Source organism: Geovibrio ferrireducens (assembly GCF_026226615.1).
In the GTDB taxonomy this organism is placed as follows: Bacteria; Chrysiogenota; Deferribacteres; order Deferribacterales; family Geovibrionaceae; genus Geovibrio; species Geovibrio ferrireducens.
Window position 1 is genome coordinate 92014 of record NZ_JAJAPB010000001.1, and the last position, 17472, is coordinate 109485.

Below are 17472 nucleotides of genomic sequence, written 5' to 3' on the forward strand. Positions count from 1 at the left end.
TATTCTTAAACGCTCCCATTCAAAACTGATTCCGCTCTTTTTAACCATGTGTAGTGTTCCGAAAAGTCGTCATAAGCTTTAGCAGCTAATTTTTCTCTTAGCTGTTCATCTTTCAGCAGGGAGATTGCCTCAACCCATTCCCCGATGGAATCACACTTTACAAGTAAAGAGTTTCCCTCATTCAACACCTCCCTCAGAACAGGCAGGTCCGAGCATATGATAGGTTTTTTGCTTGCCATGTATTCAAATATTTTGAGCGGGGACATCCATTCGGAAGTGTTTCCTTTGCCGCCGAAGACCGCTACATCTTTTTGATAAGGTGCGGCTAAAACATCAACACTGTTACGGTATTTCTGAGCCTCAGCAGGAGATACATGTCCGTAAAAGAATATGTTTGCGAGTCCTAGTTTATCACTGTAGGATTTCCAATACTGTAAATCGTTCTCGTTCCCGCCGACTATATGGAAATCTGCACGGGATATGCGTTGGGCGCACTCAACTATTATATCTATGCCTCTTCCTTGGTAGAGGTGTCCGACATAGCCTATCTTCAGAACGTCTTTTCTGCCTTTCAGCTCTATTGTTTGTGATATATCCGCTTCATCGGCTGCGTCATGGGCGACAAGGATCTCTGCTTTTTGTTTGCCTATGTAATACCTTTTCAAGGCTTCAGAAATTACTACAAGACGATGAAAATACTTTGATTTAGCCAGAAGAGAGTAAAAAAAACGGATTACTATGCTTGAGTCATGCAAGGGAGAATGAGACTCAAAAATTGTTTCTATTCCCCTAACGGCTGCAAATGCACACGGAATAACTGCTCTGCCGTAAACAAGATCAGGTTTTTCCTGCAGGAGAGTAAGCGCACTTTTGAACCCGTGTATGACTCCACCGTTTCTGAACGAAACATCGTCCATCTCGACTATTTTGAAAGTCTTTGGGATTCCGTAATAGGCGAATACGTCGGTGATTTCTGATTCCTTGAATTTCTTGTTGCCGTTGGAAATTAATACGACTTCATGCCCAAGCTTGGCAAACGCATTACACATTTTCATTACATGCACGCTGTTAGCTGCTTTTGACGGGATAAACGAGTTAGAAGCGTAAACTATTTTCACGGCTCAAATCCTGCTTTTAAGAAAATTTCAAGGGATGTCAATACAACCAGAGCATCACCATAGTTTCCTTTGCCGGTCATATGATCCGCAAAAAGTTTTTCTATATCAAGGGTATTTATGATATTGCGCGATTTTAAGTCGCATACATTATCTTTAACTAATTTTGTAAAGGCTGGTCTTTGCCTAATTTGCGTATTAAAGCATACATAGTTTATAAACGAATTTTTAGCAGGGAAAAGCGTCCGATGAATTTTTTTTGCAACTTTTGCAGCAAAAACCTGAATTTTCGGTGCACTTAGCGGTAGTCCGAGATTATTTTTTGTTTTATATGAAAACTCTTTAGGAAAAGTTTTCAGCAGCATTTTCCTATAAAGGCTTTGATCCTTTCTATGTTTATCCTCAATGCTCAGCATAAAATCGATGAGCGGCTGATAAAGAAAAGGCGTACTATACTCATAGCCTTCCATCAAAACATGGGGAGCTACATACTTTGCTGATCTATTCGGGTACTCTATTTGTTCATCAATAGATAACCTGTCAATATCAATAGGCTCGTACTCAAGTAGGTCATAGAAGTCATTTGATGCTGAAAGAGTACACGAGCGCACATACCGATTCTTTCTTACAAAGGATTCTTTCGCCTCTTCCAAAGATTTACTACTTATTGCCTGAACATATGAACCTGCAAATCTATCACCAAGAAACCCGCTCCAGACAAGACTGTCACCATACATTTCGTCCAGAAGGCGGACGGGCGGGTGATGGAAAAGATGTGTCTGATAATCGATCCTTTTTGCTATATCAAAAAGCTCGTCTATTGTGTAGTCATAAGCAGTTAAGTCAAAAGCAGTGTGAACAGTTCCGAGCTTTTTAGCTATATAGTTTCCTATTTCATAGTCGAGAGTATTAGGAGAACCGAAGGTATATGTTTGTATTTGTGATGCTTCAACATGCTCAAGAAGGGCCGCAAGAATCGCTCTGCTGTCCAGCCCGCCGCTTATGGGGACGAGATGCCTGCGGTTAGGAGTGGAATCTTTAGCTATGCTTTCTCTCCAGAGTCTTGCGCTTTCGTTTATTAATTCATTTTCATCTGCGCCTTTATATTTCTCTCTGTCTATTCCTGACAAATCTATATGCAGCTTTTTGTTGTCGTATTTGAAGAAGTACCCGCATGTGAGAAAGCTGTCTAAATTTTTACGATTCATTTTACTTTCCGTTTAACAGATTCAATATACTTATTAAATTTCCGTTTAACCTTAGCGGCAAAAGAATACTGCCCCGCCATATATTTGAAATATTCTTTTTCCCAGAAACCGTAATATCTTTTTAGCGGTGTTATCTCAAGATTAAGTTGTTCGGATCTTGTGTACAGTTTATCAAGTGCTTCGGTTGAAAACGAGAGTCTGTTGCTTTTAGTATCAAAATATAGACCGTGTTCAACGAAATTCAGTCCGTTATTAACTTCCAACTCCAACATTATACTGTAGTTATTTTCTTTTTTCCATTTTATACGTTGACCATTTTTGGTGTTGAAATCAGGGAAGATAAAGTTACCAAGGCTGTAGTAAATAGGCTTGCCATTGTAGTATTCTTTCCCCTGAATTACATGCGGATGGTGACCTATTACGGCATCTGCTCCGGTGTCGATCCATCTGTAGGCAAACTGCCTTATCTCTGTTCGGGGAAAGTTGACATATTCTTTGCCTATATGCGCATAAATGATTAAAAAATCACACTCCTGTCTTAAAGATGAAACAAGGTTTTCAAGACCTGTTTCAATACTCAATATACCTTCAAAACTATCTGAAGCGGGCTTTGACATAACCTCATAAGATTCGCTTGAAACCGCAAGCAGGTATATCTTTTTCTGATTTATATTTAGTTCAAGCGGTTTGTTCAAAGCTTCCTTATACCCCGCTCCGCAGACGGAAACCTTTTCATAGGCCGTAAGCCGTTTTCTGGTTTCCTTCACCCCTTCTTCGCCCATATCATGTATATGGTTGTTCCCTATACCAAACACACAGGATACTTTTATATCCTTAAGAAAACCTTCAACCGCAGATACAGAAGAGATAAGAATTGCATTTTTATCCTGTCTTTTTAATGCGTCCGCAGGGGGGAATACACTTTCGTAATTTGCGATAAATCCTTCTGATGAATTTATTTTAGCAGCGACATCATTATCTATAGTTATATCTTCCGTTAGGCATAAATCGCCAGCCAAAAAGATTTTACTCATATTTCTCTCCTTATTTTAACTAAATTGAAGAAGATTATTCCGAGAGAACCTATCGTAAGCAAAGCTCCAAAAACTATATCATACATGTAAGCATAATAAATGGCATAAATGACAATAACGAAGATTATAAGATTCATTAAAATCCTGCCGAATTCCGCCATTGATATCTTATTGATGTAGAAATGGTACATCACAAGCAAAATAACCGTGTTCAATATACTTTTGCCGGAAAATACTATAGGGAGGCTATAAAAACCATAAATATTAAAGAAGACGACCTTCGTCACTATGCCTATAATGTGAAGTGAGGTACCCATAACTGAAACTATGCCGGTAAGACCATTAGCATAAAAAGCATTCACAAGCACAGATGATAAGCTTCCGCCCACTGCAACGCCGAGTAATGCGACTATCACCTTATATAAGCTGTCTATCTGTTCCGTTGAAATTTTCCCGCTTATGACAATCAAAGATAGAAACCATTTGCCTGAGAAGACTATAATAATGCATGCTGCTGCCGAAAGCAGAAAAACTATTTTATAAAGGCGCATAAAATACTTATGCATTCTTTCCTTATTTTCGGTCATTTCGGACATTTTTCTTAAAGAAACTATAGATATGCCTTTGCTGATAAATGTTGAAACGACATTGGCAAAAAGTTGTCCGTAATGGAGAAGGGCTAAGCTGCCGCTTGTGAGCTGAGAGGTGAAATACCTGTCGACGACAATATCTGTTTTGGAGAACGAGGACGAGAACAGCAGGGGGAACATTCTGCTGAAAATATATTTTATCTCGGTATTTAAAGCTATCTTCGGAGAATAGTATTTAAACATCCCGTAAGAAAGAACAAAGAGATTCGCAGCATTATTTATGAGCAATGCTATGGGCAGGGCATACACGCCGAAATGTTTATGAAGGAAGTAGACGGCTGCACCCTGAACTATTATTGCAGCAACAGGAGACAGAACTGACTTATAGAGTTTGTTCAGAGCATAGTTAAAAGCGGTCAATATTCCTGTAAGTACAGTTAATATTGAGATAAACGCCTGAAATATAAAAAGGTGATTCAGGACGGTTCTATCTTCTCCTTCAAATCCGGGAAAAAGCAGTCTAGTGATGGGATCAGCAAATACTGCCTGTAAAAGCGCAAGAAACAGGAACAATAGAAAGAAGAGGTTTACCATTGTACTGGCATTTGCAGCGAAGGTTTTGAATCGCTTTTTTTTGACATATCCCGTGAAAAAAGGTGTCAGGCTAAAGTTAAGAATACTTGTAGCAACAGTAACCAGCACATAATTCAGTGTATTTGAAGCTATAAATATATCAAGATGTGCACCCATTCCGAATATGTTAAGAATGAACATTTGCAGTAAAAACGATATAATAAGCTGTATTATGCTTAGTAAAGAAAGATTAATATAGGTTTTCATTATAACAGCTTCAGCAGCCACTTAGTATGTTCGCATATTTATCAGCGTAGGACTGAACAGAAAATTCATTCTTAGCCCAAGCACTTATCTTTTCTCGTTCAATTGTTTTTTCTTTTGATTTAATAAGCTCTTCAAGTACGATTGTGTCATCTCTGAAATCGGAAAGAACTATGCCCATTTCCGCAGCTTTGACTTTCTCGCCGTAAAGCCCTATTTTTTCGGTAATAATCACTCTTAGACCCGAACAGAGATATTCCCCCACCTTACCCGGACACGCAACTTCATTCATCAGATGAGGATCACGCAGGAGTATCCCCATATCGGCAGCGTTAAAATAAGCATTTACCTCTTTATGAGGAACATTGGTAAGCAGGTAGTCTGTCTCTCCCAGTCCCGCCTGCTCAATAAATTTCTTGGCGAGGGGTATATCCTGCGCTCTTATCAGGAGCAGAAAAAACGGATTAGGAAAAAGCTTTTTATTTTTAATGAGATTAAAGATGTCTAAGCTTCGTTTGATGTTTTGCCAGCTATAAAAAATATTTCCTGCAAATGTGAGAACAAATCTGTCGTCAATGCCTAATTTTTTTCTGTATTCGTCTCGAATAGACTTGTCATAAAAGAACAAAGCTGCATCAACTCCGGTAGGAATAACATTTATCTTTGTATGGAGATTAAGCTCAGGATAACGCTCAATGAGAACTTTTTTGAAAAGTTCCGTAACCACAAGTACGCCATCAGACTTTTTAAGAGAATCGTACTGTTTCTCTTTCTCTGTATCAGAGGATGCGATAAAAGCCTCGTAATTACATTCAGGCGAGGGTCTTTCTTTTAAGAATTCTGCCTCGGAGACTGCGTCACCTTCTATTTCAAAAATATATTTCAGCTTTGTCGGAAACAGTTTTTTAAGAAAATCCAGAACATTAGTCTTCCTTTTTCTCACATGCACCTTAACATTTTCATATTTAAGGCATAATGCGGAGAAATACAGAGCTTCTGCAAGAGCGTTCAATACCGAAGGGAGACCTATATAAATTTTTATATTTTCATCAGAGTAACGCTTTATCAGTTTTCTTTGCGAGATATATTGTTTTAACCCCAGAAACGTTACCATCTGCATATCCAGACCCTTGCTCACGGCTGCATCAACCCAGCTTTTATATATTCCTACATGGGAACGTAAATCTCCCCGAAAATAGTAAATATACTTTGTTTTAGTCATTACTGTTTACCCCTGTCCATCTGTGTATCAACCCGGATAACCCTAGTATGATTTTTACAATTCTGTCAGAAGAGTTTTCCACAAGATACTCCGCAGGGGAGGCAGGGTGCTTATCAAGACTGATCGAATAGTGAACAGCACTCAATACCCTGTCCGCTTCAAGACCCGTGATGATTATGCTGCCCGTATCCATGGCTTCGGGGCGTTCCATAGAGTTGCGTATGGTTACGGCTTTAAAGCCGCATATTGAAGATTCTTCACTGATTGTACCGCTGTCGGATAATACGCAGAGAGCATTCTTTTGAAGGGAAACATAGTCAAAGAAGCCGAAGGGCTTCAGAAATACGATCGAAGGGCTTATATTATCATTCTTTAAGGCTTCAAGGCGTGATTTCGTTCTGGGGTGGGTAGAGACGATAACTTTTTTACCGTATTTTTCGGCAAGCTCTGTCAGAAAAACAAGAATTTTATTCAGATTGTCTTTGTTATCAACATTTTCTTCTCTATGAAAGCTTGCAAGAAAATAGTTGTTTTCCTCGATTTGCAGCTTTGCCATAATACCTGAAGAATTGATCTTACTTTCATAAAAATCCAGCACTTCCTTCATAGGCGAGCCGCATAAGTATATCTGCCTTGGGTGGCAGCCTTCATTGAGCAAATTTCTGCGGGCATGTTCAGAGTAAACAAAGTTGACATCACTTATATGGTCAATAATTTTACGGTTAATTTCTTCGGGTACGTTCAGGTCAAAACTTCTGTTGCCTGCTTCTATGTGGAAAACAGGTATCTTCATTCTTTTTGCGATAACTGCCGCGAAGGCGCTGTTGGTATCGCCGAGAACAAGCATAGCATCGGGCTTTTCTTTTTTAAATACCGCTTCCGCCCTTGAGATAATATTGCCGAGAGTTTCACCCAGAGAATCTGCTTTTACATCAAGGAAATACTGCGGCTTTTCTATGTTCAGCTCATCAAAGAAAACCTGATTGAGTTCATAATCGTAATTCTGCCCGGTATGAACAAGGATATGATCGGTAAATTCGTTAAGCTTTTTTATAACAAGAGCAAGTCTTATAAGTTCCGGTCTGGTTCCTACAACGGTAATGACTTTGATTTTATTTGTTTTATCCATTTTTAAGCTCGTCCTGAATATAGCTAAGCTGAAGAAGCAGTTTAATCATTCCGTCGACATCAAGTCGTTCGGTATTTTCAGATGTGTAGTCGCCCACTGAGGAAAGGGTATTATTGCCCTCTTCGTAATATTTAGAATAGTTGAGGTCTCTCGTGTCCGCAGGAACTTTATAATAATCGCCTAAATCATCGGACTTTATCATCTCTTCTCTGCTGAGGAGAGTTTCGTGCTTTTTCTCTCCGTGCCTTGTTCCTATAATATTTATATCACTTTTAGAGTTGAAAAGCTTTTTGACAGCCTCTGCCAGAGTGAGAATCGTTGCTGCGGGCGCTTTCTGCACGAAGGTATCGCCCTGACCGCTGTTCTCGAATGCGAAAAGAACAAGGTTAACGGCATCTTCAAGCGACATCATAAAGCGGGTCATATCCGGGTCAGTAATGGTGAGCGGCTTGTTCTGCTTTACCTGCTCGACGAAAAGGGGAATAACAGAACCTCTAGACGCCATAACATTCCCGTATCTCGTGTTACACAAAATGGTTCTGTCTGCGGGAAGGTTACGCGACATCGAAATCGTCACTTTTTCCATCAGAGCTTTGCTCATGCCCATTGCATTAATAGGGTAAACGGCCTTATCTGTGCTTAGTACCACGGCTCTTTTTATGTTATTGGCGATACATGCCTTAAGGGTATTTTCCGTACCGCAGACATTGGTCTTAACAGCTTCCATGGGGTAAAATTCGCAAGAGGGTACCTGCTTGAGAGCTGCGGCACTAAACACATAATCCACACCGCGCATTGCGTTATTTATTGTATCAAACTCACGAACATCACCAATATAAAATTTAATTTTATCATTATTATAGCGAAGCCGCATGTCATGCTGCTTCTTTTCGTCTCTGCTGAATATGCGTATCTCTGCTATATCTGTTTCACAAAAACGCTTAAGAACAGCATTACCGAAAGAACCAGTCCCTCCGGTGATTAAAAGTATTTTATTTTTAAACATCAGTTTCCCTGCTCTCAGTATTTAATATAAAGATGTTTGTTTTTGCAGTAGTCTTCATACATCTCATAAATTAATGTATCCCAATCTTTCACACTGTAACCCGTTGCCTTGATAAACCTGCTGCCGCACATACTGCGGTTAATGTCAACCCCGTCAAAAGGTAATATTTGAGTATCGGTTTTGTATACTTTATTAATCATTTCAAGAAGATGAAACTTGGAAACAGGCTGCGTTGACACATGATACAGACCACTTAATAATGTGTTTTCAATCACATGCTCTCTGATGATTTTAGCCAGCTCCAACGTTGAAAAACCACTGAATATTGCTTTCGAGAATCCCCTGACAGATCCTTTCTGTTTCAAGAACCAGTCAACAAGTCCCAAATGTCCACCAAGCTCATGTCCTATTATAGATGTTCTTAGCGTTACAGTGTGGGGATAGTAAACTTCTCCAAGATACTTGCTTCTTCCGTAAAGATCCTTGGCATCAGAGTCGTCATCCTCTACGTAATTTCCTTTACTGCCTGAAAAAACACAATCTGTAGATATATGAATAAGTCTTATCTTCGCAGTTTTACATATCAAAGATAAACGATGCGGAAGCTGGCTATTTATAGTAATTGAGGAAAGAGGATCATTTGCTATAGGCAACTGTTTGATCAATCCGATACAGTTAATTACAATATCCGGCTCGATTGATGCAAGTGCTCTTGTGATGCTGTCGAAATTTAACGCATCCACATCATGCCGGATAAACATCTTCTCACCTTTCAGCGCTTCTAACATTGAGTTGGAGCGCCTGAGTGATATATATACCTGATAGTCGTTACTGAGTATTTGCCACAGCTTGTGCCCCAACATACCTGAACCACCAAGAATAAGAACTTTCATAAGCGTCTCCTTCACATCACTGAATATTTTTTGACAGAATATATGCCTTTTTTCTCTTTTTGAGATTATTTCCCGAAAAATGCAGAACCAGAGTGCTGAAAACAGCTAAGAATAAACTCACAAAAAACGCAGCCAGACACATCTGTGCTCTTTTGGGTCCCACTTTATCCAGAGGATCAGAAAGAGAAGGTTCGGTCATTATGCTGAATCCATAATACTCATCAGCATTGGCAAGCACCTTACTCTGAATAAGGCTCGCCACCAATTCGCTGAGTTTTGCTTTCAGAGTGAGATCCGCCGCGCGATCGATTTCAAGTTTGTAGTTTTCAATGCGCTTATCCAGATTTTCAAGCTGCTTAGTGCGGAGGACACCGCTTATATCTTTCAGGAGAAGCGTCAGAATCTCCTTTGCCAGCGCGGGATCAGTGTTGTTGTATGAGAATGTGATATACTGCGTGTTTTTGTCCTCAGCCAGTTTCAGGTCATTGTAAATCAGCTGAAAAAGATTGAATTTCTCATTCTGTTTAAACTCAGCGGTTTCAGCTATCGCAGGGTCTTTAAGAAGCTTAGGAGCTAGGTTGTTTTCTTTGATAAAGTCTGCCAGAAAATCTTTATTGCTGAGGATAACATTAATATCAGCATATACTGACCCGCCGGAGTTGATATTTATACCCGCAAAGCCCGCCAGAGTGCTGAGACCGCCGAGGCTGCTCTGAGCCGATGTCTGAGCAGTCGGCTTGAGTACGGTTCTGGACTCATAAACATTGTCAAGAGACAGCGAATAGACAACCGCCGCAAGAGAAACCAGAAAAACAAAGCCTATTATGTATAGTTTACGTTTCCATACAATCGCAGCCAGTTCCAGAAGGTCTATCTCATCCTCGTATATCTGCCTGTTATCCTTATCCATCATCTCTCCTGTTTTCAGACCTGATAATAATTTCTGTACCAGTCTATAAACCGGCCTATACCAGTATCCACATCTGTTGACGGTTTATAACCGAGCATATTACAGAGATCGCTCACATCTGCATAGGTAGAAGGCACATCTCCTGCCTGAAGAGGCAGCATATTCTTCTCTGCCTTTCTGCCCAGCTTGTTCTCGATTGCCTCTATAAAATCCATTAAACGCACCGGGGAGGAGTTTCCTATATTGAAGATTTTGTAAGGCGCTTTTGAAGAACCCGGATCAGGCCTGCTTCCGCTCCACAGAGGATTGCTCTCTGCCGGGCTGTCTATCACCCTTGTTATGCCGTCCACTATGTCATCGATATAGGTGAAATCGCGCTTCATCTCGCCGTAGTTGAACACGTCAATGGGCTTGCCTTCCAGAATCGCCTTTGTGAAGATAAAAAGCGCCATGTCCGGCCTTCCCCAAGGCCCGTAAACGGTAAAAAACCTCAGCCCGGTTGTGGGGAGCCCGAACAGATGGCTGTAGGTATGCGCCATGAGTTCGTTTGATTTTTTGCTGGCAGCATAAAGGCTCACAGGGTGGTCAACGTTATGGGATGTGCTGAACGGCTGGGTTTCATTAAGTCCGTAAACTGATGAGCTGCTCGCATATGAAAGAGACCTGACTCCGTGATGGCGGCAGCACTCAAGGATGTTTAAAAAACCTGTGATGTTGGAATTTATATAAGCATCCGGGTTGGTGAGGGAGTAACGCACGCCTGCCTGAGCGGCGAGGTTGCATACCTTGTCAAACTTTTCTGTCCTGAAAAGCTCTTCCAGTTCTTCTCTGTTTTCAAGATTAAGGCGGATAAACCTGTAGTTCGGATACTTTTTAGACTGGATAAGCCTGTTCCGCGAAGCGGAGTCATCATCAATATGTATTCCGGTTTCCGCCAGTCTGCCGAACTTCAGCCTGACATCATAATAATCATTTATGCTGTCCAGCCCGACAACCTCATCCCCTCTCTCAAGAAGTTTCTGTACAAGATGAAAGCCGATGAAGCCCGCCGTGCCTGTGACAAGTATTTTAGTTTTAGTCATTTAACCGCTCCGGTTGGTATTTATAAGCGCCAGTACGAAAAGTTCCCGTTGCTTTCAGCGGGCAGCGCTCCTTTGACATCAATAATTATTCCGTTTTTTGTCAGCAGACTGCCAAGTGTCAGCCCGCCGTTCAGAAAACGGCTGTGCTTTACAGCAACTATCACTGCGTTATAGTCATCAGCAGGCCGCTCTGTCATTTCAATGCCGTATTCTTCTTTGACATCAGAATGGTCTGCAACAGGATCATAAATATCAACGCAGACTCCGTACTCCCTGAGTTCCCTGTAAATATCAATGACTCTGGTATTTCTTATATCCGGACAGTTTTCCTTGAAAGTTATACCGGCGAGCAGAACTTTCGAGTTTTTAACCGGAAAGTCCGCCGCGATCATCATCTTAATGGTCTTTTCAGCGATGAACTTACCCATTCCGTCATTAATTTTTCTGCCGGAAAGTATCATATTAGGGATATAGTCAAGTGACTGTGCCTTAAAGGTCAGATAGTAAGGATCAACACCGATGCAGTGTCCGCCGACCAGCCCCGGCTCAAAACGGAGGAAGTTCCATTTGGTGGAGGCCGCCTCAAGAACGCTTGCGGTGTCCACACCCATTTTATCGAAAATGAGCGCAAGCTCATTCATAAGGGCAATATTTATATCACGCTGGGTATTTTCAATGACTTTTGCCGCTTCGGCAACTTTGATACTCGGCGCTTTGTGTGTCCCGGCGGTGATCACCGAGGAATATATGCCGTCAATAAAATCAGCAACATCCGGGGTGCTGCCGCTGGTAACCTTAGTGATGTCCTTCACCCCCCTGCCTTTATCGCCGGGGTTGATACGCTCAGGTGAATAACCGCAGAAAAAGTCTGTGTTAAATCTAAGTCCGCTCATCTTTTCCAGCACGGGGACACAGTCCTCTTCCGTACAGCCGGGATAAACTGTTGATTCATAAACAACAATATCCCCTTTTTTCAGGACTCTGCCGACTGTTTCAGTCGCACCGAGTATAGGGCTAAGATCCGGATTCTTATGTTGATCTATGGGGGTTGGAACCGTGACAATAAAGACATTGCACTCTTTAATGTCTTTAACATCCGAGGTGAGCCTGATATTTGATGATTCCAATGCCTCAGACGGAACCTCGCAGGTTTTATCAAAGCCGGAGACAAGCTCGCTGATGCGTCTGCTGTTAATATCGAAACCGCAGACATAATATTTTTTTGAGAATTCAACAGCCAGAGGAAGACCAACATACCCCAGACCGAGAATGCAAATTTTGATGTCACTGTGTTTAAACATAAAAAAACCTCTTAACGTGTTTAGCAGAATAATCAGTTATATTCAACTCAAAGGTGTACCATTCAGGCGCTGGAGACGCTTTGCAGACAGGGCTGCTATACACCGGAATTAATCATAAGACAGTTTCCTCTTCTGCAACTTTCCGAAGACAGACAGGGATATGCATACTCCTGCGTCAGGCAGGTCTGTACGCCTGTTCACATCGGTCTGTTTTATGTGCTATACTAGTAAATATTTGTCATCTTAAGGAGATACTTATGGCTATAATTCATGAGTTCAAGAAATTTGCCATGCGCGGAAATGTTGCGGACATGGCGGTGGGTATCATAATCGGCGGCGCTTTCGGCAAAATAGTTTCGAGCCTTGTTGCTGATGTGCTTATGCCTCCCCTGGGTCTTCTTCTGGGCAATGTCAATTTCAGCGAGCTTGCAGTAACGCTTAAAGCAGCTTCCGGCGATGCCGCCGCTGTTACCCTCAATTACGGCAGGTTCATACAGACGGTGCTGGACTTTGTTATAATGGCGTTTGCCGTTTTCCTGCTTATCAAAGGGATGAACAGCCTGAAAAAGAAAGAGGAGGATGCCCCGGCAGCTCCGCCGGAGCCTTCAAAGGAAGAGCAGCTTCTCGGCGAGATACGCGATATTCTCAAAAACAAATAACAGCGGGGGCTTTACCCCCGCTTTATAACGCAGAACATCACTGATGACACGCATAGTCATTTATGCTAAGTTATTTTTATTTCACGGAGGAAAATGTATGAAAACAATTCAGCGGCTTGCTCTTGTTGTAATCCTTATTTTTTCGCTCAGCGCCTGCTGGGGAACCGACGAAGAAGACGACAACAAAACCTCAGGCAACACCCTCACAGCAATCAAGCTGGGTCAGAACAAAACCCTCAGAGGGAAGTACGAAATCTCTCAGTATATTGAAACCTATGACAACATGACTGTAGACTCCGACAACGCAACCAGCTTCCTCGGAGAAATGGAGATTGAAACCCAGACCACCACAAAAACCATGAACTACGCTGTCACTTATGTGATTGACAGCAGAAACGGCTCCGCATCCGAGAACTTCACCCTCACAGCGGACAACTCCGGCAAATACCAGATAGACGGCACAAAAATCAATCCTGCTCCGGACACGGTGCATAACCTTGCAGTGAGCGGAAACTACTATCTTATAATCGAAATAGAAGGAATGAAAAAACTCGGCTCAGATGCAGAGTACGATCTGTATATAAAAGCAAGAAAACTTTCCGATAACCCGGACTATGTAATACCCTAAGCGCTGAAAGGGCTTCCGCGGAAGCCCTTTTAAGGCACTTTTCCGCTCCGCAGCTGGATTTCCTGCGGAAGAGCCACGGGCTTTCCGTCACCGTCTATAGCCACAAACTTCACATTGGTGGAGAACACCTCCACTACCTCTTTAGCACCCGGCGCATCCGCCTCAACCGTTACATTGTAGCTCACAGAGGTGCGGCCTATCTTCTCCGGCAGGGTTATAAACTTGAGTATCGAACCGTTCTCCACCCTGTGCTTAAAGATAACCTTATCCATGGTAACTGTCACAAGGGAATAGCCCGGAAAGTCCAGAGAAGCGGCAAGCCATGCTATTTCGTCTATCCATTTCAGCATCATGCCGCCGAAAAGATAACCGTAGTGATTGAGATGTTCGGGTCTTACGAGCACATAGTTATCCATAAAACCTCCGTATGGTAAATAATATATAACATGCAGGAGCATAACGCCGCCATAGCTTATCTGTAAAATTTTCACATCCTCACGGACAAATGAGGACAAACACCATTCGTCCGACTATTATGCCTACGATATATCGAGAAACATAATAATATAATCACTAGCTGGCTAATATGATTTATTTGCTATTTTATAACCATTTATACGTCAAGACGCTCTACGGGAATATTTGACGGAAAAAAGGCGTACCGTTAATTCCTGCTTAACAGCTAGGATATGAATTATTACCACTGACTCAATAGGTTACATTTTCATCACATTTACAATGGCTCAGAAAAAAAGTCTTTGGGATCAAAATTTTCATCGGACAGAGACCCGCAGATCAACACACCGCGGCAGATGCGCCCTTCCAAATAAAGTCTTTTATTTACAATAATATATGCGTGATTAATGAAATAAATTTCACCAAAAATACATGGACAGAGTTTAATACCGTATAAAAAACTTAATTTTTTTACCTAATCTTTACAAATACAAAAACGCCCCCTCAAGATAAATTGCTGTATTATAAATAAGATAGCTATATAATCAAGAATCCAAATATTCGCATTCAGCATATTAACTCTGAACTTTACCTGTGAGAATTTATTGACATTTTAACGCAAGATGCAGATAATCGTTCAAGAAATGGGAACGTTTTGTCATCTTTTATTTAACAAACGGACAAAACTAAGCCACAAGCAGATATTTAATTTTTAATTGCCGTCATAGAAAATACCAATAGGAGGTCAAGCCAGCTTTCTATCCGGCAAAAATTCCTGTAAAGCAGCAAATAACGGAGGAAATTTATGAAGTTCTGCAGTGTAAGGAAATTTTATTCTTTCATTCTACTTGCAACACTCACAGCTCTTTTGAGCATGACCGCAGCTTGCGGAAGCGGCGGTTCGGTCGACACATCGTACGAAAACAACCCCCCTGCGTATTCATGGTGGAACGGTTATTACTCCAGCGAGTCGTCACTTATCCAGCCCGAAACCCTCGCAGCATGGATAGATAACGGCTTTAAAACAGCCGATGGTTCTCCCGTTGTTGTCTTCGATGTAATGACAGACTACGCATCAGCTGTAGCACCTAAGATAGCCGGTTCTGTGGCTAAAGGAGCAATAAGCTCTTTCGGCTATAACGATAACAGAGCGGAAGGCCCCCTCGACACAACCGGCTATAACAGCGGAGCCGGACACGGTGCATCCAGTGCCATGATGATCACAGGCTCAAGGATTGATGCTATTGTTCAGGATCTCGGAATTACTGAAAAAACTGTACTTGTTCTTACCGGCACAGGCTCAGGCGCCCAGTATGATGTGTGGAGAACCTACTGGATTTTCACTTACTGGGGCTTCTCAAAGGCAAAAATCAAGGTTCTTGACGGCGGCACAGCGGCATTCGCAGCAGCTTTCCCCGCACTTGCGCCCACAACTGTTACTGCACTTTATGACCCCGCAGACAGCACTTTCAGCGTAAAGAAACTCCCTGTACTTAAAAGCCAGGTAAGAGCTTCCATTAAAGAAGTTATAGATGCAGTTGAAAACGGTTCTCCAGTAATATTCGCTCAGGCTACAGCAGCAGGCAGCAGAAATATAAAAACCGAGCACTCCTTCTTCCTCGGTGCAGGTTCTGTTCACGTAAACGGCAAGTTTAATGATGCCGACACCATCAAGGCGACAATAATAGCGAACATCAACGCTTCCTACGCGGCTGACAGCAACCCTGCCACAGTGACCACATGGGACGATGTTCTTGCTCTCTTTGCCGGCAAAACAATATATGTTCACTGCGGTGCAGGCTTCTCTGCTTCTGCTCTTTATACAGCATTTGTTGATGTCCTCGGTATTCCTGTTGTTCTCTACGACGGTTCAAACAACCAGTGGAACGCATTTAAAGCAGACGGTCCTCTTCAGGGGCTTATTCCCGCTTATGACACATCTCTTTACAGCTTCAGCGTAAACGGCGGTCAGACAGCACTCGTGGGAGCTCCCGGTGTTTTTGTTGACTGGAACTACACAGGTACAGGCAATGAAATATACGAGGAAGACTATGAATACCACAATGCCACACCTGCCGGAAACGGTGGCGGCGGTCTTGGCGACAGCATAGGCAGCGGCTGCTAATTAATTTAAGAGGGAGATAAACATGAGAAATATAAAGTTTTTTACATTCTTTCTGGTTGTGATGCTCATGGCAAGCTCGGCTTTTGCTTTTAAGCCCATTGAGCTCGGCGAAGGCAAATACCTGAAATTCTTCTATGAAGGTCAGTTCGGCGTTACCATGAGAAACACAGGCTCAGGCGATCAGGGTGAAGACGACACGGCAGACTTCAACTTCAGAAGAAACAGATTCGGCTTCATAGGCACTTACAATGATAAACTCAGCTTCTATCTTCAGACAGAGTATCTTGATGACAAAGCTGTTAACCCCCTCGGCGTGAAAGACTCACTCACTGACGACGAGAAGTTCTATGTTCTTGACGCGCAGATAAGATACGCCCAGAACAACGCATTCAACGTTACGCTCGGTAAATTTAAGCACAACCTCACAAGGGAAAACCTTGAAGGCTGCTTTACTCCCCTTAACTTCGACCGCTCACTCTTTGTCGCTGCTCCCTTCAAAACAAGCAGAGACTACGGTGTTGCAGTATGGGGCAACCTTGCCAACGACTACCTCCAGTACAGACTTGATGTAATGGAAGGCCGTGAATCCGGCGGTGAAGGCAGCGTAGGAAGCTATGTTCCCAACTCAGGATTCCGCTACACTGGCCGTCTGCACTTCACTATGTTTGACAAGGAAACAGGCTACGGCTATCAGGGTTCATACCTCGGTGAGAAAAAAATCCTTACTGTAGGCGGTTCATACCAGTATGAAGCTGATGTTGCGTTCAAGGATGCCACAAACAGAGCAGACGCTGTTGACTACAGCGCGTACTCTCTGGATTTCTTCACTGAAATACCCACTTCAGCAGGTACATTCACTCTGTCAGGCGCATACCTTGACATAGACCTTGATGACCTTCACAAAGGCGCAGACCCTGATTCAGCCCTCACTGACAACGTTGCGGCAAGCACATTCAACGGCGCTAACGGTCAGAGAAACGGCTACTATGTGAAAGCAGGCTATATGCTCCCCATGGACATAGGCCCCGGCAAGCTCCAGTTCTTCGGCAGATATGACAGCTTTGAATACGCTTCGCTCAACGGTTACGCAGACAACAAAGTTGACTTCTACGCTTTCGGCGCTAACTACTATCTCGCCGGCAACGACATCAAAATAGTAGGCCAGTACTCTATTACCGACTTTGATAAAGAGGTCGGAGCAGATACCAACAAGCAGGATTTCGACACCTTTGAAATGTACCTGCAGGTAAGATTCTAATATTTAAGGAGGAAGAAAA

16 protein-coding genes are annotated in these 17472 nt (G+C 42.4%); 4 read left to right on the plus strand and 12 right to left on the minus strand.

Annotation, left to right across the window (positions count from 1 at the left end):
* Positions 1-5: 5 nt before the first annotated feature.
* From OSQ85_RS00420 to OSQ85_RS00470, 11 genes are read right to left on the minus strand one after another with little or no spacing between them, the layout of a single operon-like run.
* Complete coding sequence (locus OSQ85_RS00420; RefSeq protein WP_265820657.1) at positions 6-1118, minus strand: glycosyltransferase family 4 protein; 1113 nt, start codon at positions 1116-1118, stop codon at positions 6-8.
* Positions 1115-2323, minus strand: a complete 1209-nt coding sequence (locus OSQ85_RS00425; protein WP_265820658.1) for an asparagine synthase-related protein — start codon at positions 2321-2323, stop codon at positions 1115-1117. The genes OSQ85_RS00420 and OSQ85_RS00425 overlap by 4 nt, the downstream gene beginning before the upstream one ends.
* Positions 2320-3357, minus strand: a complete 1038-nt coding sequence (locus OSQ85_RS00430; RefSeq protein ID WP_265820659.1) for a CapA family protein — start codon at positions 3355-3357, stop codon at positions 2320-2322. Before OSQ85_RS00430 ends, OSQ85_RS00425 begins: the two co-directional genes overlap by 4 nt.
* On the minus strand, positions 3354-4808 hold the full coding sequence (locus OSQ85_RS00435) for a lipid II flippase MurJ (RefSeq protein ID WP_265820660.1): 1455 nt from the start codon (positions 4806-4808) through the stop codon (positions 3354-3356). Before OSQ85_RS00435 ends, OSQ85_RS00430 begins: the two co-directional genes overlap by 4 nt.
* A complete protein-coding gene (locus OSQ85_RS00440; RefSeq protein ID WP_265820661.1) occupies positions 4798-6006 on the minus strand; it encodes a glycosyltransferase family protein in 1209 nt (402 codons plus the stop codon). Before OSQ85_RS00440 ends, OSQ85_RS00435 begins: the two co-directional genes overlap by 11 nt.
* Positions 5999-7135, minus strand: a complete 1137-nt coding sequence (gene wecB, locus OSQ85_RS00445) for a non-hydrolyzing UDP-N-acetylglucosamine 2-epimerase (RefSeq protein ID WP_265820662.1) — start codon at positions 7133-7135, stop codon at positions 5999-6001. Before wecB ends, OSQ85_RS00440 begins: the two co-directional genes overlap by 8 nt.
* Positions 7128-8141: a polysaccharide biosynthesis protein gene (locus OSQ85_RS00450; RefSeq protein WP_265820663.1), complete on the minus strand. Its 1014-nt coding sequence runs from the start codon at positions 8139-8141 to the stop codon at positions 7128-7130. The genes wecB and OSQ85_RS00450 overlap by 8 nt, the downstream gene beginning before the upstream one ends.
* Before the next feature lie 14 nt (positions 8142-8155).
* The gene (locus tag OSQ85_RS00455) at positions 8156-9034 is read right to left on the minus strand and encodes a dTDP-4-dehydrorhamnose reductase family protein (RefSeq protein ID WP_265820664.1); all 879 of its coding nucleotides are present in this window, start codon (positions 9032-9034) and stop codon (positions 8156-8158) included.
* Between the two features lie 16 nt (positions 9035-9050).
* Complete coding sequence (locus tag OSQ85_RS00460; RefSeq protein ID WP_265820665.1) at positions 9051-9944, minus strand: Wzz/FepE/Etk N-terminal domain-containing protein; 894 nt, start codon at positions 9942-9944, stop codon at positions 9051-9053.
* Positions 9945-9958: 14 nt separating this feature from the next.
* Positions 9959-11026 (minus strand): NAD-dependent epimerase, encoded by a 1068-nt coding sequence (locus OSQ85_RS00465; RefSeq protein ID WP_265820666.1) that lies wholly within the window; start codon positions 11024-11026, stop codon positions 9959-9961.
* Between the two features lie 20 nt (positions 11027-11046).
* Positions 11047-12327, minus strand: a complete 1281-nt coding sequence (locus OSQ85_RS00470) for a nucleotide sugar dehydrogenase (protein WP_265820667.1) — start codon at positions 12325-12327, stop codon at positions 11047-11049.
* A gap of 257 nt (positions 12328-12584) precedes the next feature.
* On the opposite strand from OSQ85_RS00470, the gene mscL reads away from it, so the two are divergent.
* Complete coding sequence (mscL, locus tag OSQ85_RS00475) at positions 12585-12986, plus strand: large-conductance mechanosensitive channel protein MscL (protein WP_265820668.1); 402 nt, start codon at positions 12585-12587, stop codon at positions 12984-12986.
* Between the two features lie 97 nt (positions 12987-13083).
* A complete protein-coding gene (locus tag OSQ85_RS00480; RefSeq protein ID WP_265820669.1) occupies positions 13084-13614 on the plus strand; it encodes a hypothetical protein in 531 nt (176 codons plus the stop codon).
* 29 nt (positions 13615-13643) lie between these two features.
* On the opposite strand, the gene OSQ85_RS00485 is transcribed toward OSQ85_RS00480, so the two are convergent.
* On the minus strand, positions 13644-14030 hold the full coding sequence (locus tag OSQ85_RS00485) for an acyl-CoA thioesterase (protein ID WP_265820670.1): 387 nt from the start codon (positions 14028-14030) through the stop codon (positions 13644-13646).
* Positions 14031-14875: 845 nt separating this feature from the next.
* Between OSQ85_RS00485 and OSQ85_RS00490 the strand changes: the two genes are divergently transcribed.
* Entirely contained in the window at positions 14876-16195 is a 1320-nt protein-coding gene (locus OSQ85_RS00490; protein ID WP_265820671.1) for a hypothetical protein, read from the plus strand.
* Positions 16196-16217: 22 nt separating this feature from the next.
* Positions 16218-17453 carry a selenite/tellurite reduction operon porin ExtI gene (gene extI / locus OSQ85_RS00495; RefSeq protein ID WP_265820672.1) on the plus strand — a complete coding sequence of 412 codons (1236 nt, stop codon included), beginning with the start codon at positions 16218-16220 and terminating at the stop codon, positions 17451-17453.
* Positions 17454-17472: the final 19 nt, after the last annotated feature.

Excerpts from the sequence above, each read along its gene's own strand:
- OSQ85_RS00425 (WP_265820658.1), bottom strand. The coding sequence starts at position 2,323 with ATGAATCGTAAAAATTTAGACAGCTTTCTCACATGCGGGTACTTCTTC.
- OSQ85_RS00430 (WP_265820659.1), bottom strand. The coding sequence starts at position 3,357 with ATGAGTAAAATCTTTTTGGCTGGCGATTTATGCCTAACGGAAGATATA.
- OSQ85_RS00440 (WP_265820661.1), bottom strand. The coding sequence starts at position 6,006 with ATGACTAAAACAAAGTATATTTACTATTTTCGGGGAGATTTACGTTCC.
- wecB (WP_265820662.1), bottom strand. The coding sequence starts at position 7,135 with ATGGATAAAACAAATAAAATCAAAGTCATTACCGTTGTAGGAACCAGA.
- OSQ85_RS00450 (WP_265820663.1), bottom strand. The coding sequence starts at position 8,141 with ATGTTTAAAAATAAAATACTTTTAATCACCGGAGGGACTGGTTCTTTC.
- OSQ85_RS00455 (WP_265820664.1), bottom strand. The coding sequence starts at position 9,034 with ATGAAAGTTCTTATTCTTGGTGGTTCAGGTATGTTGGGGCACAAGCTG.
- OSQ85_RS00460 (WP_265820665.1), bottom strand. The coding sequence starts at position 9,944 with ATGGATAAGGATAACAGGCAGATATACGAGGATGAGATAGACCTTCTG.
- OSQ85_RS00465 (WP_265820666.1), bottom strand. The coding sequence starts at position 11,026 with ATGACTAAAACTAAAATACTTGTCACAGGCACGGCGGGCTTCATCGGC.
- OSQ85_RS00470 (WP_265820667.1), bottom strand. The coding sequence starts at position 12,327 with ATGTTTAAACACAGTGACATCAAAATTTGCATTCTCGGTCTGGGGTAT.
- mscL (WP_265820668.1), top strand. The coding sequence starts at position 12,585 with ATGGCTATAATTCATGAGTTCAAGAAATTTGCCATGCGCGGAAATGTT.
- OSQ85_RS00480 (WP_265820669.1), top strand. The coding sequence starts at position 13,084 with ATGAAAACAATTCAGCGGCTTGCTCTTGTTGTAATCCTTATTTTTTCG.
- OSQ85_RS00485 (WP_265820670.1), bottom strand. The coding sequence starts at position 14,030 with ATGGATAACTATGTGCTCGTAAGACCCGAACATCTCAATCACTACGGT.
- OSQ85_RS00490 (WP_265820671.1), top strand. The coding sequence starts at position 14,876 with ATGAAGTTCTGCAGTGTAAGGAAATTTTATTCTTTCATTCTACTTGCA.
- extI (WP_265820672.1), top strand. The coding sequence starts at position 16,218 with ATGAGAAATATAAAGTTTTTTACATTCTTTCTGGTTGTGATGCTCATG.